The sequence below is a fragment of the Sporofaciens sp. SGI.106 genome, assembly GCF_050314255.1.
Lineage (GTDB): Bacteria > Bacillota > Clostridia > Lachnospirales > Lachnospiraceae > Claveliimonas.
The window spans coordinates 20,968-43,177 of record NZ_JBNPMZ010000004.1; the positions used below are offsets into that span (position 1 = coordinate 20,968).

General features: G+C 49.6%; 22 protein-coding genes and 1 riboswitch. All 22 genes read right to left on the minus strand.

Features of this window, described 5'->3' with window-relative positions:
* Window position 1: 1 nt before the first annotated feature.
* The 22 genes from ACQRCC_RS04345 to cobK all read right to left on the minus strand — a co-directional run bounded on the left by ACQRCC_RS04345 (window position 2) and on the right by cobK (window position 22,067).
* On the minus strand, window positions 2-832 hold the full coding sequence (locus ACQRCC_RS04345; protein WP_427849582.1) for an ABC transporter permease: 831 nt from the start codon (window positions 830-832) through the stop codon (window positions 2-4).
* Window positions 833-843: 11 nt separating this feature from the next.
* Window positions 844-1,758: an ABC transporter permease gene (locus ACQRCC_RS04350; protein WP_427849583.1), complete on the minus strand. Its 915-nt coding sequence runs from the start codon at window positions 1,756-1,758 to the stop codon at window positions 844-846.
* Window positions 1,759-1,782: 24 nt separating this feature from the next.
* Window positions 1,783-3,330 carry a uroporphyrinogen-III C-methyltransferase gene (gene cobA / locus ACQRCC_RS04355; protein WP_427849584.1) on the minus strand — a complete coding sequence of 516 codons (1,548 nt, stop codon included), beginning with the start codon at window positions 3,328-3,330 and terminating at the stop codon, window positions 1,783-1,785.
* Between the two features lie 19 nt (window positions 3,331-3,349).
* Window positions 3,350-4,240, minus strand: a complete 891-nt coding sequence (hemC, locus tag ACQRCC_RS04360) for a hydroxymethylbilane synthase (RefSeq protein ID WP_427849585.1) — start codon at window positions 4,238-4,240, stop codon at window positions 3,350-3,352.
* Entirely contained in the window at window positions 4,228-5,781 is a 1,554-nt protein-coding gene (locus tag ACQRCC_RS04365; protein WP_427849586.1) for a cobyric acid synthase, read from the minus strand. Before ACQRCC_RS04365 ends, hemC begins: the two co-directional genes overlap by 13 nt.
* On the minus strand, window positions 5,774-6,829 hold the full coding sequence (locus ACQRCC_RS04370) for a pyridoxal phosphate-dependent aminotransferase (RefSeq protein ID WP_427849587.1): 1,056 nt from the start codon (window positions 6,827-6,829) through the stop codon (window positions 5,774-5,776). The genes ACQRCC_RS04365 and ACQRCC_RS04370 overlap by 8 nt, the downstream gene beginning before the upstream one ends.
* A gap of 27 nt (window positions 6,830-6,856) precedes the next feature.
* Entirely contained in the window at window positions 6,857-7,837 is a 981-nt protein-coding gene (gene cbiB / locus ACQRCC_RS04375; RefSeq protein ID WP_427849588.1) for an adenosylcobinamide-phosphate synthase CbiB, read from the minus strand.
* The gene (locus ACQRCC_RS04380) at window positions 7,834-8,409 is read right to left on the minus strand and encodes a histidine phosphatase family protein (protein ID WP_427849589.1); all 576 of its coding nucleotides are present in this window, start codon (window positions 8,407-8,409) and stop codon (window positions 7,834-7,836) included. The genes cbiB and ACQRCC_RS04380 overlap by 4 nt, the downstream gene beginning before the upstream one ends.
* Window positions 8,400-9,167, minus strand: a complete 768-nt coding sequence (gene cobS, locus ACQRCC_RS04385; RefSeq protein ID WP_427849590.1) for an adenosylcobinamide-GDP ribazoletransferase — start codon at window positions 9,165-9,167, stop codon at window positions 8,400-8,402. Before cobS ends, ACQRCC_RS04380 begins: the two co-directional genes overlap by 10 nt.
* 11 nt (window positions 9,168-9,178) lie before the next feature.
* Window positions 9,179-10,237, minus strand: a complete 1,059-nt coding sequence (gene cobT / locus ACQRCC_RS04390) for a nicotinate-nucleotide--dimethylbenzimidazole phosphoribosyltransferase (protein WP_427849591.1) — start codon at window positions 10,235-10,237, stop codon at window positions 9,179-9,181.
* 10 nt (window positions 10,238-10,247) lie between these two features.
* Complete coding sequence (locus ACQRCC_RS04395; protein ID WP_427849592.1) at window positions 10,248-11,681, minus strand: cobyrinate a,c-diamide synthase; 1,434 nt, start codon at window positions 11,679-11,681, stop codon at window positions 10,248-10,250.
* Complete coding sequence (gene cbiE / locus ACQRCC_RS04400; protein WP_427849593.1) at window positions 11,678-12,925, minus strand: precorrin-6y C5,15-methyltransferase (decarboxylating) subunit CbiE; 1,248 nt, start codon at window positions 12,923-12,925, stop codon at window positions 11,678-11,680. Before cbiE ends, ACQRCC_RS04395 begins: the two co-directional genes overlap by 4 nt.
* Window positions 12,918-13,649 carry a precorrin-3B C(17)-methyltransferase gene (gene cobJ, locus ACQRCC_RS04405; RefSeq protein WP_427849594.1) on the minus strand — a complete coding sequence of 244 codons (732 nt, stop codon included), beginning with the start codon at window positions 13,647-13,649 and terminating at the stop codon, window positions 12,918-12,920. Before cobJ ends, cbiE begins: the two co-directional genes overlap by 8 nt.
* Window positions 13,642-14,460, minus strand: coding sequence for a precorrin-4 C(11)-methyltransferase (gene cobM, locus ACQRCC_RS04410; RefSeq protein ID WP_427849595.1), 819 nt, complete (start codon window positions 14,458-14,460; stop codon window positions 13,642-13,644). The genes cobJ and cobM overlap by 8 nt, the downstream gene beginning before the upstream one ends.
* Window positions 14,461-15,207, minus strand: a complete 747-nt coding sequence (gene cobI / locus ACQRCC_RS04415) for a precorrin-2 C(20)-methyltransferase (RefSeq protein ID WP_427849596.1) — start codon at window positions 15,205-15,207, stop codon at window positions 14,461-14,463.
* A 1-nt stretch (window position 15,208) separates the two neighbouring features.
* Window positions 15,209-16,420 (minus strand): cobalt-precorrin-5B (C(1))-methyltransferase CbiD, encoded by a 1,212-nt coding sequence (cbiD, locus tag ACQRCC_RS04420; protein WP_427849597.1) that lies wholly within the window; start codon window positions 16,418-16,420, stop codon window positions 15,209-15,211.
* 13 nt (window positions 16,421-16,433) lie between these two features.
* Complete coding sequence (locus ACQRCC_RS04425; protein WP_427849598.1) at window positions 16,434-17,204, minus strand: sirohydrochlorin cobaltochelatase; 771 nt, start codon at window positions 17,202-17,204, stop codon at window positions 16,434-16,436.
* Window positions 17,140-18,042 carry an energy-coupling factor ABC transporter ATP-binding protein gene (locus ACQRCC_RS04430; RefSeq protein ID WP_427849599.1) on the minus strand — a complete coding sequence of 301 codons (903 nt, stop codon included), beginning with the start codon at window positions 18,040-18,042 and terminating at the stop codon, window positions 17,140-17,142. The genes ACQRCC_RS04425 and ACQRCC_RS04430 overlap by 65 nt, the downstream gene beginning before the upstream one ends.
* Window positions 18,039-18,809, minus strand: a complete 771-nt coding sequence (gene cbiQ / locus ACQRCC_RS04435; protein ID WP_427849600.1) for a cobalt ECF transporter T component CbiQ — start codon at window positions 18,807-18,809, stop codon at window positions 18,039-18,041. Before cbiQ ends, ACQRCC_RS04430 begins: the two co-directional genes overlap by 4 nt.
* Before the next feature lies 1 nt (window position 18,810).
* Window positions 18,811-19,131 (minus strand): energy-coupling factor ABC transporter substrate-binding protein, encoded by a 321-nt coding sequence (locus ACQRCC_RS04440; RefSeq protein ID WP_427849758.1) that lies wholly within the window; start codon window positions 19,129-19,131, stop codon window positions 18,811-18,813.
* A 13-nt stretch (window positions 19,132-19,144) separates the two neighbouring features.
* Complete coding sequence (locus tag ACQRCC_RS04445; protein ID WP_427849601.1) at window positions 19,145-19,894, minus strand: energy-coupling factor ABC transporter permease; 750 nt, start codon at window positions 19,892-19,894, stop codon at window positions 19,145-19,147.
* Window positions 19,895-19,994: 100 nt separating this feature from the next.
* Window positions 19,995-20,232: riboswitch (cobalamin riboswitch) on the minus strand.
* A 50-nt stretch (window positions 20,233-20,282) separates the two neighbouring features.
* Window positions 20,283-22,067 (minus strand): precorrin-6A reductase, encoded by a 1,785-nt coding sequence (cobK, locus tag ACQRCC_RS04450; RefSeq protein ID WP_427849602.1) that lies wholly within the window; start codon window positions 22,065-22,067, stop codon window positions 20,283-20,285.
* Between the last annotated feature and the right edge of the window lie 143 nt (window positions 22,068-22,210).

A 22,210-nucleotide genomic window follows, 5' to 3' on the forward strand; every position in this document is an offset into this window, starting at 1 on the left:
CCTACACCTCTTCCTGCTCAAGTCCTGTCCCTATAAGGTGAACCGATAATATTAATATGCACAGTACTGCCATGGGATATAACATCTGTCCGGGATAGACCTGCATCTGGCTTCTGGCATCCTGAATCAATGTTCCAAGACTCGCTGCAGGTGCCGCGATTCCCACGCCGACAAAACTTAGGAACGCCTCCGTAAAAATAGCCTTCGGAACCAGAAATGTCAGGCTTACCAGAATCGGACCCATTGCGTTCGGAAGCAGATGTCTGGTCAGAATGTGAAATGTCCCGGCTCCGGCAAGCTTTGCAGCAAGGATGAACTCCTGATTGCGAAGCCTCATCACTTCTCCGCGGACAATCCGGGCTGTCTCGATCCATCCGGAGATACAGATACCGAAAATCACACTTTTTACTCCTGCCCCCATCACCAGCATGATCAGAATCACATACAAAAGAGAGGGAATCGCATCCAGAATATCCGCTGCCCTCATCATAAGGATGTCCACATTTCTTCCCGCATATCCGGCAACCGCTCCATAGATGATTCCCAATGCCCCATTGATCAGCATGCTGACCATTCCAACAATGAGACTGATTCTGGTTCCATACCACACCCGCACAAAGATATCTCTTCCAAATTTATCTGTTCCAAATAAATGTGCCAGAGATGCAGACTGATTCTGCACCGACACATTCTGTTCTGTATAAGAATATGGAGACAACACAGGGACAAAAATGGCAAAAAGAACCAGTAGCAGAAACAAAATACTCCCTGCAACAATCCATCTGTTCTTCACATATTTTTTCCACCTTTGCCTTTCCTTTAGTCTCTCCATCTGTTTTCCTCTTACTTTTCTTTTACTGCCGGATTCAGACATCCACAGAGGATATCCGTCATGAGATTCAGCAGGATTACCACTGCTCCCATAAATACCGTCAGTCCCATAATCATCGTATAATCCCGGTTTGCAATGGCATTGACAAATTCTCTGCCAAGTCCCGGAATCGTAAATACACTCTCCACCACAAAGCTTCCTGTTACCAGAAATGCAGCCGCCGGTCCCAGATAATTGAATACGGGAATCAGCGCATGGCGCATCACATGTGCCAGAAGAATCCGGGATTTACGGATTCTCTTTGCCTTTGCAAGCGTCACATACTCCTTCTGCATCTCTTCTGTATAAGCTCGGCACATCAGCCTTGCGATCACAGATGCCGGGTAAATGGCCATCGCCGTCACCGGCAATACATAATTGGCAGGAGTCATAAGCCCTGCAACAGGAAACCATTTCAACCGGACGCCAAATAACAAAAGCAGCAGAATCGCCACTGCAAAATTGGGAACCGAGCTTCCAATCACCGTACTGAAAAATATGCTGTTCCTGATTCCCCGGTTTCCCGAGGACGCCTGCCAGATACCAAGAAGTATCCCCAAAACCGCCGCAAGGATAATAGCAGGCAGGGCAACGGACACCGTCACAGGCCATGCTCGGCCTATGACCTCAGCCACCGTTACACCCGGTTTCTTCAAAGAAACGCCCAGGTCTCCCTGCAACAGATTCCTCAGATAATTCTGATATTGTACCATTACCGGCTCATTCAGTCCATATTCCTCTTCTATGGCCTCCTGCACATTCTCCGAAACATTTCCTCCTGCAAAAGGACTTCCCGGTATCATCCGGGTCAGAAAAAAGGTAACCGTCACCAGAATGAAGAGGGACAAAAGTCCCGCCAGTATTCTCTTTCCAACGTATCCTGCCATTATGATTTCCTCACATTTGCCATCCTAAATCTGATATAGTTCTATCAGCTTCTCCACCATACTGTCCATGGAAGCCTGCTTCGATATCTCCACCTTCATTCCATGCTTTCCTGCTTCTTCTGCCGTCTGCTCACCGATGCACACAGCTGTTATACAGTCACATATTTCTTTCTTTTGTTCTTTAAACATTTCTACAAATCCCTTTACCGTAGAAGCACTGGTAAATGTCACAGCATCGATCTCTCCCTGAAGAAGCATGGATTCTATCTGTTCACGGAACACATCCCGAATTTCATAGACGGTCTCATAAAGAGGAATCTCTTTCACATCAAGGCCAGCCTCTCTCATTGGCGGGATCAATGCCCCGGAGCCTTCCCTGGCACGAAGGATCAAAATCTCGCTTCCCGGCATTGCTTTCTTTGCAACTTCCATCCCCAGTGATCCTGCATCATATTTTTCCGGAATTACATCCGGAATGATACCATGTTCGGTAAGAGCTCTGCCGGTGGCAGAACCGATTGCGGCAAAACACACCTTTGCCGGTTTCCTTATGATCGATCGAATATCCATTCGCATCTGACGAAGCTTTTCAAAAAATATCTTCACTCCGGCAGGACTGGTAAATAGAAGCCACGCCTCTTCCCTGTCCGTTCCGGTTCCAAACTTTTCAAGTTCTGCCTTCAATTCCCCCTCTATCTCCAGAGGTCTGGTCTGAATGGAAGGAAGCTCAATCACCTGCGCTCCCAGCCTCCGAAGCCGTCCTGCAAGCTCAGACGCACGTTCCCGTGGTCTGGTAATCAGAAATCTCCGTCCCCCAAGTACTCTCTTTTCACTCCACGCAAATGTATCTGCCAGTTCACACACCTGGCCTACGATAATAATGGCAGGAGTAGCAATCTGCGCCTGTGCTGCCGCCTCTTGAAGCTCCGCTACCGTAGAAACCACTCTTCTCTGCTTCGCAGTCGTTCCCTTCTCTAAAACAGCTGCCGGCATACTGCCGCTCATTCCCGCTTCCATAAGTCCATTGCAAATAGATGCAAGGGAAGATACGCCCATGAGAAATACGCAGGTTCCTCCGGCACGAACCAGTGCCTCATAATCGATCCGGCTGTTCCCATCCTTTCTCGGGTGGGCGGTCACCACATGGAAAGAGGACACATAATCTCTGTGGGTCAGCGGTATCCCCGCATAAGCCGGAACCGCACAGGCTGATGTCACTCCGGGAATAATCTCGAAAGAAATTCCTTCCCGGATCAGTGCCTCTGCCTCCTCACCACCACGTCCAAAGATAAATGGGTCGCCACCTTTGAGTCTGAGCACATTCTTTCCCTCTTTTGCCTTTTCAACCAGGATTTCCTCTATCCTGTTCTGGGGTACCGGATGATGTCCCGCACGTTTCCCCACATAGATCATTTCCTTATCAACCGGAATCTGGCTCAATATTTCCATGCTGACCAGCGCATCATAGACCACCACATCCGCCTCGTCCATCACCTGTCTGGTCTTTACCGTCAAAAGTCCTTCATCTCCCGGTCCTGCACCTGCAAGCCACACCTTTCCCGTCTCTTTCATTCCGGTTCTGCCTCCTTTTCTAACGATTGTCCGCCTTCTTTCGCATCGTTAATGCAAGCTTTTCTCCCAAAGCCTCTGGACAATCCACATTTCCTGCAACCGAATCTGTAAAATACCATTCCTCCGACTCATCATAATAGAGTCCCGTCAAATGGATTTCCCTGCCTGCCACTTTGGCATATGCTGCCACCGGAGAAGTACATCCTCCATCCAGCGCCCGCACGAATTGCCGTTCCGCTAAAGCTGCCGCCTGACTCTCCGGACTGTTGAGCCCCTCCAGCCAGGAAACATCCTCTCCCTTTCGGCCCTGAATCGCCAGAATGCCCTGCCCTGCGGCCGGAATCATTTCTTCCACAGAAAAATATCTTCCTGCAACCCGATTCATTCCCAGCCTCTCAAGACCGGCTGCCGCCAGAATCGTACCGTCGTAATTCTCTTCTGCCAATTTGCGAAGACGTGTCTGTACATTTCCCCGGATTCCCGTAAATGATGCGTCCGGAAAGAGTTTTCTCATCTGTATCGTCCTTCTCTTGCTGGAAGTCCCGATAACCGGGCACTTTGGAAGTTCTTCCCTTCCCGGCTTATAGATCAGCACATCTCTCGCGTCTCCCCGTGCAGAAAATGCCAGAATCGGAAGTTCATCAGATATTTCCATCGGCATATCCTTCAGACTGTGAACGGAGATATCTATTTTCCCCTCACACAGAGCCTGATCCAGCTCCTTGACAAAGAGGCCTTTTCCGCCGATCGCCTCCAAACTCTTCCCCAGTATCTTATCTCCCGTAGTTTTCATGGTGACAAGCTCTGTCCTGACCTCCGGGTGTCTTCTCTCAATTTCCTGCCGAACCAGTTCTGCCTGTGCAACAGCAAGAGCACTCTCCCTGCTTCCGATACGAATTACAGACTGCATGGTGCATCCATTCCTTTCTCAATGATTTCATAAATTCTCTTCATATCCAGATTATCCCGGATGACATCTGCCAGCAGATCATACTGGCTTTCTTTGTATGCTTTCAGATCCATGGTTTCTGCCATGTCAGCATCATATCCCTTCCATTTAAGAAGTGCCGCCGAAATCCCCTTCGCCGCCTCCGAGCTATCGAAGATTCCATGAACATAACAGCCATACACATTGCCTGACTGCGCCCCGTCCGCACGGGTTTTCCGCTCTCCGCCACCAACTGCGGCTGTACCTGCCTCATACACTAAATTCACAAGCGGTGCCGCCGGTTCATTCATATATTCCGTCGTCCCCATATGGATTTCATAACCTTCCATTGGCACATCCGTCATTTCTTCCAGAATTCCTTCCATCTTCAAAAATCGGCCTTCCACCCTGGTCCGGGTTTTCTCTGTCTCAAATACAGTTCTCACCGGGAGAAGTCCCATCCCCCGGATCTCACCTTTCTGTTCGACTCCTTCCGGGTCGTAGATGCTCTCTCCAAGCATCTGATAGCCGCCGCAGATTCCAAAGACCAGTTTTCCCTTCTTCGCGTGACGGATGATCTTTCCCTCCAGACCATTCTGCCGCATCCACAGAAGATCCTGAATCGTATTCTTACTTCCCGGTATCAGAACCGCATCCGGTTCTCCGAAATCTCCCGGCGTATCCACATAGCGAATCGACATTTCTTTCCGGTACTCCAATGCCGCAAAATCAGTAAAATTCGAAATTCGGGGCAGACGAATCACGGCAATATCAAGAAGACCGGGGCCTCCTTTTCCTGAAAAACGCTCGGTCAGACTGTCTTCATCATCAATATCCAGATGAAAATATGGTACCACGCCGCAAACCGGGATCTTTGTCTTCTCCTCCAGCATACGAAGTCCCGGTTTCAGAATCTCCTTATCTCCGCGGAATTTATTAATAATCGTTCCTTTGATCCTTCTCTTTTCTTCCTCTTCTAAGAGTACAATTGTTCCCACGATCTGTGCAAACACACCACCTCTGTCAATATCTCCGGCTAAAAGCACCGGAGCATCTACCATGGCGGCCATTCCCATATTGACGATATCATCTTTTTTCAGATTAATCTCAGCGGGGCTTCCCGCGCCCTCAATTACGATAACATCGTACTCAACTGCCAGAGAATGATAGGCCTCCAGAATCGCCGGAATATATTCCCGTTTTTTACGAAAATACTCCGTCGCAGACATGATGCCTGTCACCTCTCCATTCACAATCACCTGAGATCCCGTGTCATTGGTTGGCTTCAGGAGAATGGGATTCATCCGGACAGAGGGTTCAATCATAGCCGCCTCCGCCTGCATGACCTGAGCCCGTCCCATCTCCAGTCCCTCTCTGGTAATAAAGGAATTCAGTGCCATATTCTGAGATTTGAAAGGAGCAGCCTTCACGCCATCCTGCTTAAGCACCCGAAGAAGCCCTCCTGTCAGAATACTCTTTCCTGCATTGGACATGGTTCCCTGTATCATAATCGGTTTAGCCATCCGCCAGTTCCTCCTTACATATTTCTGTCACAGCCGCCAGAAGTTTCTCATTATCCTCTCTCTTTCGGACTGCGATCCGATAGTATCCTTCTCCCAATCCACGGTAATTATTACAGTTTCTAATAAGATATCCTCGTTTCTTTAGAAACTTATACAAATCTTTTTCGCTCTTCATAAGAATATAGTTCGCTGAAGATGGATAGCAGTGTATTCCAAGTTTTGTAAGAATCCCCCGTATCCGTTCTCTCTCCTCCTGCACGTACAGACGGGTTTCGGCAGCACGCTCTTTGTCTCCGATTGCCGCGATGCCTGCCGCCTGTGCAACGTTAGATACACTCCAGGGCTGCCGCACCTCCTGCATATTTTCCAGCAGATCCTCATCCGCACAGATCCCATAGCCCAGGCGAAGTCCCGGCATGGCATGCATCTTGGTAAATGCACGGAGGAGGAAACAGTATTTAGAAGCAATCGCTTCTTCCTGCATGGTCTCTTTGGCGTCTGCAAAAGCAAATTCCCAGAAGCATTCATCCAGTACCATGAGGATATTCTCTTTTTCACATTTCTGCAAGATTCGCTTTAAAAGAGGTTTTGGAATCACTGCACCCGAAGGATTATCCGGCGAACATAGGAATACCATATCGAAACCCTTATCCAGACAGGGGAGAATTTCTTCCGTAAGACAGAAATTCTCTTCTTCTTTCAGCTCATGATACAAAACCTCACAGCCGACACTGCGAAGGGCCTGCTCATATTCCGCAAATGCCGGTGCCGTCACCAGTGCCCGCTTCGGTTTCTTCGCCAGCACCAGGGAAAAGAGGATATCTGCCGCGCCATTTCCAAATATCAGACATTCCGGCGGAACCTGAAGTTCCATTGCCAGCGCATTTCGAAGTTTCCTGCACCGGCTGTCCGGATAAGCGCCAATCTCAGCTGCTGCACTTCTCACTGCCTCAATCACCCGTTCTCCCGGACCAAATGGATTGATATTCACTGAGAAATCCATCAGCCCCTCTTCGCTGTATATATCTCCCCCATGCACGTATTCCATCTAAAGTCTCCCTCCTTTCTCTTCATTCTATATGAAAGCCAAAATCATATATCTCAGCACCGCGCACATCACAAGCATCAGGATTTCCGTACCGTCCATCAGTTGCCCGGCACGAAGGATATCCTCCGCTTCCACAGGGCGCAGATCATCTCCGATATATTCTTTCTCGTATAATTTTCCAAAATAATACGCATTGCCTGCAAGCTGCACCCGCAGCGCACCCGCACAGACCGCCTCTGTCTGAGCCGCATTGGGACTGGCGTGTTTTCTCCTGTCCCGCTTATAGATACGATACGCATTTGCCCCGTCCATGCGGAGAAGAAAAGCGCTTGCTATCATCAGCCATGCAGATATCCTTGCCGGAATGTAATTCATCAGATCATCAAATTTTGCTGCCGCACGGCCAAAGTACAGGTATTTCTCATTCTTATAGCCTACCATGGAATCCATCGTATTGACAGCCTTGTAGAAAAATCCCAGTATCGGACCTCCGATCATCATATAGAAAAGAGGCGCTGTCACACCATCTGAAGTATTCTCGGCAACCGTCTCCACTGCTGCTTTTGTTACGCCGCGCTCATCCAGTGCCTGGGTATCCCTTCCCACGATCATAGAAACTGCCTTCCGGGCACCGGGCAGGTCATGGTCCTTTAATCTGTCGTATACTCTGCGGCTCTCCGCCTTCAGAGATCTGGCCGCAAGAAGCTGATAACACCAGAAGCACTCCAGTACAAATGCCGCTTCCGGACGGAACTGTCTCACTCCCAGAAGAATAAATGCAGGAATTCCTGCAGAAATCACCGGAACCATGATACAGAACACTCTTCCCGCTATCAGAAGCTTGTGATTTTCCTTTTCCGGATCCTCATCACTGCAGATTCTGCGAAATCCACGCTCCAGAACGGTAATCAGCCTTCCAATCAGCCTCACCGGATGGTAAAGCCATACCGGATCCCCAAATATCATATCCAGGATCACACCGACAGTGCACGCCATTAATATACTCATATCTTTCTTATCTCCGTTAATTGTTTCTTTCCAGACTTCCAGTCTGTTTCATCTAATTTTGCAAGAAATCCTTCTCCATTAGCCACCTGCCACTGATAGAAGTCTCTTTTCTCCCTGTCAAATTCTGAAAGAACCGCCATAATAGTTCCGCCATGCACCACAAACGAAGCCCTCCTGCAGCCATTTTCCATGAGTTTCCTCACAGCCTCTTCAAAGGCTGCCACCGAGCGTTTCACGAATGCTTCTCTTCCCTCTCCTCCGGGAAATGCTGCCGCTCCGCCGCTGTCCAGCCATTTCTGATATGCAGGATGATTTTTCAACTCTTCATAGGTTTTTTTCTCAAATTCGCCAAAATCACATTCCCGAAGTCCCGGACAGATCATCTGTCCTTTTCCGGGATAAATCAGTTCTGCCGTCTGTATGCACCGCTTCAGAGGACTTACGACCACTGTGTCCGCATTCGGATACTCCCGCAAAAGCACCGGCTGATCCAGGGGTTCATCGGTCACGCCGATGTACTGACGAAGGCGATTCCCTTTTGTCTTTAAATGCCGGATAAATATCAATTCCATAAGTATCCTCCTGTGAGCATCATTCCCGTCAGCATGGCAAGCTCCGATATTTCCAGAAAATATCCTGCCAGATCTCCGGTCACGCCGCCAAACTGCCTGGTGCTCATTTTTTTATAGTACCAGAATACCAGCACTTCTGCCAGAAGTGCTCCCGCAGCAGCCCTGAGATGAACTGCACACATTCCCGCCGCAGCCAGAATCAGAAAGACCAGCATCGTAATCTTCACGCGCTTTTTCTCTGCCTGATCCTGAAATGTTCTCGCAAGACCATTTTCTCTTGCAGCTGGAAAGGTCACCACACTATATCCGCTAAGCGACCGGGATACGACAAAACTAAGGGCAGCCACTCCCAGCATTTCTTCCGGGATTTCTCCCCATACCGCCAGACTCCAGACCAGATAACATCCAAGCCCCAGTATGGCAAATGCACCCGCATGGCTGTCTTTTAATATGGCAAGCTTCTTCTCCTTATCTCCGTAAGAAGCAAGGGCATCCATCGTGTCCATGAAACCGTCCATATGGATTCCGCCACTGATCAGGATTGGAACCAGGGTACACACAGCCCCTCTCATAAGCGGCTGACAGTGAAGCCCAAAGAACAACCTGCCTGCCAGATAAACTGCCGCACCGATCACAACTCCCACGAGAGGGAAGAAGCACATGGCATATTTCATATTTTCCTTCTTCCATTCCACCGCCGGCATGGGGATCTTGGAATACATGGACATGGCAATCACAAATGACTGCAGAAAATTCATATTCTACCTCCTTATTTCAGCACCTGATACTGCTCCACCTTAATATCATCAAATGTTCCCATCTCATGATAAACACGAAGTCCCATTTCCAGCAACGGAAGTACCGCCACCGCTCCACTTCCCTCGCCCAGACACATGTCACAGGTAAGGAAGGGGGAAAGCCCCAGGGCTTCCAGAAGCATTGCCCCGGCCGGTTCCTTCGATACGTGAGAGGGCATCATATAATCTCTGACCCGCTCATCCATACTCATGGCACAAAGTGCTGCCACTGCTGATATAAACCCATCGATTACAATAGGAATCCCGAAGACGGCTCCTCCAAGGTAAACTCCGACCAGCCCGGCAATATCCAGACCTCCGACCTTGGACAGCACATCGATCACATCGGATGCATCCGGCTGATGTTTTGCAATGGCTTCCTCAATCACCTGAATCTTTCGAGCAAGTCCCGAACTGCTGAGACCGGCTCCCCTTCCTGTCACCTGCGGCACCGGCACCCCGAGAAGTACAGAAGCCACTGCACTGCTGGTCGTGGTATTTCCTATTCCCATCTCTCCTGTCGCCAGAATCTGATATCCTTCTCTCTTTCTCTCTTCTACTGTACGAATCCCGATAGAAAGAGCCTTTTCTACTTCTTCCCTGGTCATGGCACACTCATGAAGAAGGTTGCCCGTCCCGTAAGCCACCTTATTTTCCGGAATGCTCACCCCCGGCACATCCTTTATCATCCCGATATCTACCGGGAAAATATCCACGCCAGCCACATCACTCATCAGGCATACGGAAGACCGGTGCCCCGCAAAGTTTTCTGCTACGATTGCAGTGACTTCCTGTCCGGTCTGGGTAACACCTTCTGCCACCACTCCGTTATCTGCACACATGATAATCAGTCCCTTTTTATCGATGCGGACCCTGGGAGTTCTCTGAATCCCCGCCATACGGATCACAGCCTCCTCAAGCTTTCCGAGGCTGAACAGAGGCTTTCCCACGGTCATCCAGTGTTCTCTCGCCTCTTCCATACTGCGTTTATCCACGGGTTGGATCCGTGCTCTTATCTCTTCTGTCGTCATTCCTGCCACCTCAATTTGTTTCTTTATATCCGAGACTTTCTCGGAAATTGTCATCCACCTGACATACTGTACGGCACCGCTCTACAAACCGTTCTGCAAAAACCGGATTGGACGGATAGTACAGATGGGGATAACCCGCAAACAGATTTCCCTTCATATGAATACATTCCCAGCTCCGCTTTCCGTCCGGTTTCACGGCCAGACAGTCCCCTCCATTCTCGGAGCTGTCCCAGTAGTGAAACTCATGCCCCCGAATGGACTCGCCCTTTTTCAGGTAAACCCCGTCCGTCAGAGCCTCTGCCCTCATATAGCCAAATCGGACCAGTCTGTCTTTTCTCTCCGACCCGGAAGCAATTGCGCCCACCATGGGCCAGGTTTTGCCGTCTGTCCCCGTCAGCCATTCCTGCAGATACAGGAATCCTCCGCATTCTGCCAGGCACGGACCGTCTTTTGCAATCCACGCCCGGATATCCTCCCGCATAGAGACATTTTCTGACAACCGCGCAGCATACTCTTCCGGATACCCGCCTCCCAGGATCAGACCACCGATTCCCTCCGGCAGCTTCCGGTCGACAATAGGACTAAATGGTACCAGCTCACAGCCCAGATGTTCCAGCATCCTCATATTCGCCTGATAGTAGAAATTGAAGGCCTCATCTGACGCTACTGCAATTCTGACGCGGTCTTTAAATTTATTTCTATAATCATTATTTCGTTTCTTTATATATTTATTCATTTCTAATTTGGAGTGTTTTTCCGCAATCTGACGGATCAGTTCCAGATCCAGCGACTGACTTAAGATATGACCCGCGCTCTCCATCTGACTTTTTAGATTCCGGATATTTTCCGGTGTCACCAGTCCAAGATGGCGGCTGTCCAGACGGAACACCTCATCTTCCGGTATGTATCCCACAATCCTGATTCCGGTGTCTGCAAGCTCCCTCTCCAGCATTTCCTTCATTCGCGGGTAAAGGGACGGAGAAATCCGATTCAAAATCACCCCGCGGATATTGCTGTCACTGCGAAATCCTGCAATTCCCCTGATCACTGCCGATACCGAATAAGCCATTCCCCGGCAGGATACCACCAGAATCACCGGCACCTGAAGCGTCTTTGCCACCTCATAGGAACTGGCCCGTTCTGAATCCAGCGTCATCCCGTCATAGTATCCCATAACACCTTCGATAATCGTCAGATCCGCGTTCTTCGCATGCTCCGTATATATTTCTCTCAGGTCTTCCGCCTCTGAAAAGTACAGATCCAGATTTTCCGACCCTATGCCCAGCACCTGCCGGTGGAACATGGGATCAATGTAATCCGGTCCGCATTTACATGCCAGAACCTGAAGTCCTTTTCCCAGAAAGGCTTCCATCAGCCCGCAGGCTGTCACCGTTTTACCGCTCCCACTGGATGCAGCGGCAATCATTACTCCCGGAATTTTCATTGGCCGACTCCCTTCTCTCCTCCGGTACTGACAATATAGACCGGATTCTGCGCCTGCATCATATGATAACTGCCCAGAGTTCTTGCCCCGGATACCATAACCTGCTGTATCTGCGGTTCCGGAATCAGTCCCTCTTTCACCGCATCCATAATTTCACACACGGTCTCCAGTGAAATGGCATTGATCACGATCCGTGCATTTGGATTCTTTCCTCTCACGAAACGCAGAATTTCCTTCAGATTCCCGGAGCTTCCCCCGATAAACACATGGGTCGGTGGCTCCAACTCTTCCATTTGTTCCAGAATCTCCGGTGCCATTCCGGGAATCACTTCCACCTGATCCGTCTTAAACTTTCGGCAGTTCTTTCGAATCAGCTCACAGGCCTCTTCTTTTTTCTCCACCGCAATGACACGGATTCCGGGTGCCATCCCTGCTGCCTCTATAGAAACAGAGCCGGTTCCCGCACCGATATCATACAGCACCGCATCCTTCGTCAGTTCCAGCGCACCGATGCTGAGGGTCCGGACTGCCTCCTTCGTCATTGGAACATGAACCTCCCCCTCCAGGCGGATAAATTCCTCATCCTTCAGGTGAGGGCACACCCGCGTATCCGGGGCATCATTTTCAACCATAACCACCGCCAGCTCCCCAAAGTCTTCTCTATGAAGCTCCTCCGGTTTCCCTGACACAATTCTCTCCGTCTCATAAGACAGGTTATTCCCGATATGAACCGTAACATTTTCAAATGGATAATATCGTAATTTATCATATAACTGCCCGCCGGATTTCTGATCCGTCAGAAGAAAGGTCTTCCGGTTATGCGCGATGGCATAAACTGCATTCTGGAATCGTCCGTGAACACTCACCAGCGCCGCATCTTCCCAGGATGTTCCAAGTCTGGCAGCCAGATAAGCTACGGAAGAGATGCCCGGAATCCAGTGAATCTCTCCCATACCTCCAAGCTTCTCCGCCATTCCTTTCGCACCGCTGTAAAAACCTGTGTCGCCCGAGAGTACAATCGCACAGATTCTGTACTCCGAATAACTTTCCAAAAACTGACGCACTGCGGACGGACGGTATTCCCGCAGACAGTTCCGGCCCATTTTTTCAAAGGGAGCCGTCATCCGCTCCGCTCCGATAATCAGCTCTGCCATCTGAAGCGCCTCATTTCCCTCTTCTGTTAATGTCCGGGTCGTGCCCATTCCAATTCCGATCAGATAAATCTGTCTCTCTTCTCTACACATTGCGATATCCTCTTGGTGTTACCATCCTGCCATCGATTTCCATTGTCTGCTCATTTCCGATATACACCGTGGTAAACATGTCTACTGCCGTATCCCGAAGTTCCCGAAGAGGAAGTACCCGACAGGTCTCTCCCTCGCGGCCGATATTTTTTACCAGACCGCAGACCGTGTCCCCGGACTGATATTCCAGCACACAGTCACAGGCTTTTTTCAGATAATCTGCCCGTTTTTTACTGGACGGATTATAGATACATATTACAAAATCTGCTGCCGCTGCTGCCCGCAGTCTCGCCTCTATCTTCTCCCAGGGTGTCAGAAGATCACTTAAGCTGATGACTGCAAAGTCATGCATGAGCGGTGCTCCCAGAACGGCCGCTCCCCCTGAAGCTGCCGTAATTCCTGGTATGATTTCCAGAGAAACCTCCGGATAGTCCCGTCCCACTTCGTACATAAGCCCTGCCATCCCATAGATTCCGGCATCGCCGCTACAGATCATTGCCACCTTTTTTCCTTTTAAAGCTTCCTCAAATGCCATCCGGCAGCGGGCCGCTTCCTGTTTCATCGGTGTGGTAAGGAAGGTTTTATCCGGATACCGGTTCTTCACCAGATCAATATAGACCGTATAGCCCACGATCACATCGCATTGTCTAAGGGTCTCGTCCGCCAGGATCGTCATCTGCCGCTCCGCTCCCGGCCCGATTCCCACTACATATATCTTACACATCCTGCTGCTCCTTTCCCTTCGATTCTCTGTCCCGGATATCCGGCACATCCTCTCTCCGGCAGGAGGCCTCTCTGAATTCCGTGGAAAACGCCGGATGATAAAGCTCTGACCGCTGATACTCCCCATCCAGTATCCGTCCCACCACAATCAGTGCAGTCTTGTGAATCTGATTTTCCTGTGCAGTCTCAGCAAGATTTCCCACGGTACAGCGGCACACCTTCTCTTCCGGCCAGCTGGCCTTATAAACAATGGCCGCCGGCGTATCAGAAGCATAGCCTCCGGCAATCAGTTCCTCCGACAGTTCCCGCAGCATCCCGGTGCTCAGGAAAATGACCATGGTCGCCTGATGCGCCGCAAAGCTTCGAATGGATTCCTTATCCGGCACCGGTGTCCTTCCTGCCATCCTTGTAATCACAACTGACTGGGAAATCCCCGGAAGCGTGTATTCCGCTCCAAGGGCAGCCGCCGCTCCACAGAAGGAGCTGACTCCCGGACACACCTCATAGGGAATCCCTTCCCGCTCCAGAATATCCATCTGTTCCTTAATCGCACCATAGAGACAGGGATCTCCCGTATGAAGCCGCACGATTCTTTTATTTTCCCGCTCGGCACGGAGCATCTGCTCCATAACCTCCTCCAGCGTCATTCGTGCACTGTTGTATATCTCACAGCCCTCCGGGCACACCTTTAGCAAACCCGGATTTACAAGAGAACCGGCATAAATGACCATATCCGCCGACTGAAGCAGTTCCTTTCCCCGCACCGTAATCAGATCCTCTGCCCCCGGTCCGGCACCCACAAACCATATCATCTATTTCTCTTCCTCCTTCAAAATCATGAGAGAGAAATATCCCGCTTCTTCCGGAATATCCTCCACATTTTCATAAATCCTCTCCGCGTCCATTCCGCAGTTCTCCACCATACGTACCGTCAGATTTTCCCGCCGGATGGCATCCTTCACAGCAGGCATTTTCTTTCCCGTCTTCATAAGGACCTTCGTACCCGGAAGCTTCAGACTCTCTTCCACCTGGTAGGATGCCGGAATAATATGGATCTCCTCCCGATTCTCTGCAAGCCCCATTCCAAGTCTTGCAGCCGCCGCACAAAATGACGGCACCCCCGGAATAATTTCCGTCTCATAGCCGTCACATTTCAGCCTTTTGTGCACGTACAGGCAGGTGGAATATACCGTGGGATCTCCCAGTGTAATAAACGCTACCGTCAGTCCCTTTTTCAAAAACTCTGCTGTTTTCTTTGCACAGTCATCATGCACCCTCCGAAGCACTTCCTTATCCTTCATCATGGGCATGGGAAGAAAAAGCTTCGCCTTCTTTTCAATTCCCGGACACACCGGACAGGCAATCTGATAAGCAGTACAGACTTCCAGAAGATTTCGGTATGTTTCCTCGGATTCCCCCTGATACAGGACCTCCAAAGTCTCCGGTTTCGACACTGCAACCGCAATCACATCACTTTCTTCTATACACCGAACCGCCTTAAGAGTCATGAGTTCCGGATCACCTGGACCCACGCCAACTGCATAAAATTTCCCTAGCATGCTATCTATTCTCCTCTGCATTAATCTGTTCATTCAGCCATCTTGCGCCCTTCGTCTCTCCGAGAATTCCTCTCTCATCCGAAAATACGATGACCTCCGTTTTCAGGTTATCGCCCGACCGCTGTCTGATATAATACTCGATTTTCTCCATCACCGTTTCCATCACGGTTTCCAGAAGCTGTTCTTCCTCAAGAATATCCAGAGCCTCCGTGGTAGTCACACATTTCATCAGCCTGCTCACCGTTTCACTGTCGGCCCCTGCCATGGCACTGTGAGCCGCCAGAACCTCCATCCTGCAATCCGCCATTCTGGAATGGGTATTCATGACGCCTGCTGCCAGCTTAATCAGTTTTCCCACATGGCCGATCAGCAGAATGCCCTTCATGCCAAGCTCCACGGCATCATCGATGGTTTCTCCAATGTAATTACTGCATTTCACCGCCAGTTTTCCGTCATATCCAAGGGTTTCTCTTAAGAAAGTACTTCCGTAATTTCCCGGTACCAGATAGCACCAGTCCCGGCCGTTTTCCCTGAGCACCTTCATTTCCAGGTAAATGGTCTCCGTCAGAGCCTTTTCACTCATCGGCTCCACGATCCCGCTGGTCCCGAGAACAGAAATTCCACCCTCGATGCCAAGACGGGGATTGAAGGTCTTTGCCGCCAGAGCCTTCCCTTCCGGTATGGATATCTCCACCTGTATATGGCCCGACACTCCGGCTTCCTTCGCCTGTGATTCCACCGCATCCAGAATCATCTGCCTTGGAACCGGATTGATCGCAGGCTCCCCGATGTTCTGCTTTAATCCCTTGCAGGTCACCCGGCCGACTCCTCTCCCGCCGGTCAATGATATCTCCAGCATACCGCCGGGAACCTCTATCCGCCGTCGGAATTCATCATCCCTATCCGCTTCTGTAACGCCGGATTGTGTAATAAACTCTGCCTTTGCATACACCAGAATACCGTTGGTCACATCCGGGTCATCTCCGCTGTCCTTTCTCACCGCACAGCTTACCCAGCCTGTTCCTTTTTGAATCTGCTCCACATCCAGATACAGCAGGATGCCCGCAGGCGTCATCAGAGATATCTGCGGCACAGTTTCCCCGGCAAAAAGCATGTGAGCTGCCGCTTTCGCCGCTGCCGCCGCACAACTTCCCGTCGTATATCCACTTTTTAGTTTCTGCTGATTCTTCCAGACAATCCGGTTGTTACTCATTTTCTTTCTCCTGTTACATTGCTTCACGGATATGTTCCAGGAAAATCCTGCGGATTCCCGGTATCTCGCCCAGCCCTTTTACCAGCGTCCGAACCTCATAGCCGTCTGCCTCAAGCTCCGTCTTCCAGGAATCTTCCTCTCCTGCCATATCATTTTTCGCATGGTCACCCGCCACGATCATAAATGGCATCAGTACCACCTTCTTACACTCGGTCACATTCAGCTTGGTCATCACCGCTTTCAGATCCGGAAATCCTTCCACCGTTCCCACCAGCACCCGCTCATATCCCAGGAAATGGAAGGTATATTCCAGCGTAGGATATGCGGAATTGGCATGATGGTCTGTCCCGTGTCCCATGAAGACCAACATCTCATCCTCATCAATTTCTACATCTGACATCACGGCATGAATCGCCTTCTTATAATCCTCGGGACTGCTGAGCATGGGCTTTCCCACACGGATCTGCCGAAACCGCCCTGTATATTCCAGGAGATTTCGCATCATTCCGTCATACTCAATTCCGTTGATCACATGGGTCGGCTGAACGATTACATTTTCCACACCGTCCTTTGCCATCTGCTCCAGCGCCTCCCGCACATCTGCGATCTCCACGCCATTTTTCCTTAATTTCTTTATAATCATCTGACTGGTAAATGCCCGGTAGACCCGATACTCCGGAAATGCTTCCGCGATATCCTGTTCTATGGCTTTGATTGTCTTATCCAGCGTATCCAGGTGACTGGTCCCGAAGCTGACCGTCAGAATCCCTTTCTTCGTCCCCATCTTCTTCCTCCATCTGCTTCAATAATATGTCCATACTCTTCGGCGGATACTTTCCTTCCTTCAGTATGCCCTTGTGGCAAAGCATCTCATACATCCGAAGAACCATAGGCGGTTCCAGATTCGTCTTATAGAGTGCCTCCCTGTCACTGCACACCTGAAGAGGTGTACCCTGTTTTAGAATCCTCCCCTGATGCATCAGCACGATCTCATCCGCCCACGCATAGGCATAATCCATATCGTGAGTTGCCAGAAGTACCGTAATTCCTTCTTCCGTCATCCGCTCCATGATCCGGTTCACCATCCGGGTATGGCGCGGATCCAGGGAAGCCCCCGGCTCATCCATAATGATCACCTCCGGCTTCATCACCAGAATGTCCGCAATCGACACCTGCTTTTTCTGACCTCCGCTTAAAGCATGGGTCGGTCTTTCCCTAAAAGGCGTGATCTCCAGATGTTCCATCACATCCTCCACCGCCCCCTTCGCCTCTTCTTCACTCATGCCAATGTTACAGGCACCAAACGAAATCTCCTGATAAACACTGGCGGAGAACAGCTGATTGTCCGGGTCCTGAAATACAATTCCCACACTCCGTCTCAGCTCCAGCAGGCCTTTTCTGGAATAATCCACCGGCTCTCCATGGAAATACACCCCGCCTTCGTCCGGTCTGTGAATCCCGTTACAACAGAGAAAAAGGGTGGATTTCCCGGAACCATTGGCACCCATCACTGCAATCTTTTTTCCTTTTTTTATCTGTAAATTTATATTTTGGAGAGACGCCTCCGTCTCTCCCTCGTAAGTGAAGCTTACATTTCGAAGCTCCAGCAAAATCTCACTCATAGACATTTCTCCACAATTACGATCCCGATCAGAAGGCATTCATAACCCGCCACCAGACCGATCTGCCACCTCTTTGCAGGATACTGCTCCCGAAGCACCCGTACCTTCCCGTCGTAGCAGCGTGACTCCATAGCATCATACAGAAATCTTGATTTCTTCACTGCACGTACAAAAACTGCCGCTGCCATCTGCCCAAAAGAGCGAAGCGATGTCTGAAAATCCCGGTTTCCCAATCTGGAATACTGTGAAACAGTAATATTGGATGCCACCTCCGTCAGCACAAAAATAAACCGGTAAATCAGCATCATCAGTTCTGTAATAAGAGCCGGCACGTGCAGCCATTCCATGACTCCAAGAATATCCGTCATAGTCGTATTCAGGGTCAAAAAATACAGACTGGACACGGCAGCAAGGGCGGTAAGAATTAATTTCGCCCCAAACACAAGGGAAGCACGGCTTCCGGTCAGATATAAGTTTCCAATCAGAAAAGCATAACCGTCCATCGGCTCCCCGGAAATATTTACAATAATAGTAAGGGTGCTTAACAAAAGGAAAGCAAAAGGCACTCTCATAAGCTTTCTGTACTTCGCAAATGATATGCCTCCGATTTTTACCGTCAGGACTGCGTTTGTTACCAGCACTGTCAGTGCTGCAGGCACTGATCGGCTGATCACACAGCACAGAAGGCTTGTCATGGCAAATATAAATTTCAAATTGGCATTCACATAGCGAAGCCCCGACTGATAGCAAAGCTTATCAATGATCATTTTATTCTTCCTTTTCCATATCCTTTTGCCATTTCCTGCGTTCCACAAATCTTCCCATGAAAAACGCAATGATGCCTACTCCGATTCCAGTCTGGATACAGAATACCAGACTTTCCACTTCACCCGGTATCTCTCCGCCGAGAGCCGTCTCCAGAACCGGGGTAAACCACGGTGTATATTCTCCTGCAATTTCCTCTACCATCTGGCTTCCCGCATCATCGGAGCCTCCGAATTCTGCTCCTTTTTTTGCAAAGAGCGGGACAACTGCGATCAAAACAGCTATCACAAGAAGTATCAGTGTCAACTTCATATTTTTACTCATTTTCTTACTCATCCTACTGTGCCTCCTTCCAGAAACCAATTGCGCGAAGCTCCGGCTTCGCATAGGACTCCAGCGCCATCACAACGATCACGGTCAGAATTCCCTCGATCAGAGCAAGCGGAATCTGCGTCGGTGCAAATACTCCCAGGAATTTCAGTGCAGACGCAGGTACACCGCCCGCCTCTGAAGGATAGGCCATCGCAAGCTGAACACTGGTCACACAATAGGTAAACAGGTCTCCCAGACATGCCGCCAGGAAGACTGTCACTTTTCGATTCACTTTCATCTTCCGGCAAAGCTTATAGATTCCCCAGGACAGAATCGGTCCTGCAATCGCCATGGAGAACGTATTGGCTCCAAGCGTAGTAAGACCTCCGTGTGCCAGAAGCACGGCCTGAAAAATCAGCACGATGATTCCAAGGATGCTCACTGCGCAGGGTCCGAACAGGATGGCTCCAAGTCCCGTACCTGTCATGTGGGAACAGCTTCCCGTTACAGACGGAATCTTCAGTGAAGATATCACAAACACAAAAGCCCCTGCCATAGCAATCAGCGTCATGGATCTTCGATTTTCATTCAGTTTTTTCCTCAGGGAAATCATACCGGCTGCCAGAAACGGTACACAGACTACTCCCCATGCCACACAGTAAGATACCGGAAGGTAACCTTCCATAATGTGCATCGCATGGGAAACCGGTGCTGCGGCAAATAATACGGAAAATGCAATTGCCGCTCTCATGAGTTGTTTTTCTTTTTTTGTCATTGTTTTCTCTCCTTTTCTTATGACAAGCTCTCAGAATATTCCAGGCTGTCCATAGAATCGGAGGAATCCAAAGTAACGACCTGGTTATATTCCCGTAACCTTCCAAACCCATCCAAAAGTGAATATTCTGACTTAGGCATCAAACATGCCGCTTCCGCCTTCCCACAGACTCCTCTGCAGTGACTTATTTCTTGACATAGAAACATATTTATTTCCACATCAGAAATACAGGAAGCGCACTACTCCAATACAGCAACGGGTATTGCGCAGGATTCTCACCTGACTTCCTCGCCGGTCACGGAACGCCATACGGCGTTCCTGCCGGACTTCTTTTGAATTTCTTTCGGATTTGAAACCGAATTTATTCTATCACATTTATGAAAAGTATTCAACGAATGGTATATATTTTCTGAAACTGTCTGCAGATTTCTTCCACAGTCATACCTTCCTCCTTCGGTCTTCCGATCACCACCAGCGTGGCACCGCTTTGTTTCGCTGCCCATACTTTTTCCCCGAATCCGCCGGTCTTCCCGGATTCTTTCGTCACAAACCATTCTGCCCTGGTCTGCTTCAGGAGGGCAAGATTCATTTCCTCTGAAAATGGACCCTGCATGGCAATCAGATGGCTTCCCTCAAACCCGAGACTGATCGCTTTCTCCACAGATTCCCGAACCGAAAGTACTCTGGCATAACACCTCTCCCTGTAATTCTTAATTTGTGTATACAATCCCAGTTCCTTGCTCCCGGTAGCAATCAGAATATTACCTTCAGTTCCTTCCAGATACTGTACTGCCTCTTCCACAGACTCTACATGGAGAACTTTCACATCTTTCAGCTCTTCATTCTCCACATCTTTTTCCTGCCTCAGACAGCGCAGATATGGAACATTCACACATTCACAGGCTTCTCTGATATTCCTGGTCACCTCTACCGCATAAGGATGAGTTGCATCAATCACCATGAAAATCTGATGTTCTCTCATAAATGTCTCCATCTGCACCCGGTTCATCCTTCCACAGATCACCTGAACATTGGGATATTCTCCCACACAGGTTTTTCCATACTCTGTCGCCACACTGACATAAGCCTGCCCGGAACATGTTCCCAGGAATTCTGCCAGTCTTCTGCCTTCCGTGGTTCCCGCAAAAACCAGGACTCCTCCGGTTTTCATACCGTTCTCCGGATTCCGTTGTTCTTCATTTTCATGTTTTATACATCCTACTGCGACCGTCATTTCGTCCAGACACACCTTCTCCTGAAGAATCATTCCCTGCTTACCACTCATATACCGTTTTACCGCACGTTCACAGACATTGTCCACTCCCGTCACCTGGGCAACGAATTCCGACCGGCTGCTGACTTCCTCTACTTCCAGAAGTTCTTCTTTTGTATAGGTAAGAAACGGAACCCGAAGTTCCCTGCAAAGCGCTACAAGTCCAAGCTCATCTTTTTTCAGATCAATACTTACAACCGCCCGGATCTGTTCCCTTCTCAATCTGTTTTTCGATAGAATTTCATCCAGTCCCGCTTCCAGCTTCTCTTTTTTACAGTTTTTCCTGCATCCGATTCCAACGATCACATTCTTAGGAAGCAGTGTCAGACACTGACTGTCCTCCTCATCACTGCTGTCCGGAACATGCTGTGCGATCTCTATTTGATATGGATTCTCTCCCTCCAGCAACGCAGCGGAAATTTTCTTTGCCAGTACCCGGTCTGTAATCACCAGATCATTTTTCTTTGCAAATACGTCTATTGCAAATTTCCCCTGTACATCTGTAGCCGTTGTCACCACCGGAACTGCTCCGACACAGGCGGATACATCCCGCGCAATCTCAACGGCACCCCCAACATGGCCTGATAAGAGAGGAATAACATATCCGGCCTTCTCATCCATAACCAGAACCGGGGAATCTGTGAACTTATCCTTCACCCAGGGGGCAGTCATCCTGACTGCAATTCCCGCAGCACCGATGAAAAGGAAACCACATTCTCCCCACAGTGTGCCGATCCATCCCCGGATATCCTCCGGAAGGGGACTCAGCTCCTCCTCAGCACCGGCAAATCTGGCCGGTGCGTAACCCTCACAGCTGTATCCCTGTTCTTCCATTTTCTCCCTGAGTATCCTGTTTTTTTCATTTCCCTGTCTGGTAAAACTGATTATGATAAGCTTCATGTATAACTCTTCTTTCCTCCCAATTTGTTAACCTCAGTATATCACACGCATAACTAATAGGCAAAGGTCACAGATTACCATGTCCAGAATATTTTCAAAGATGCAAACAGGAGGCGGAAAATCCGCCTCCCTCTGGAAAGATG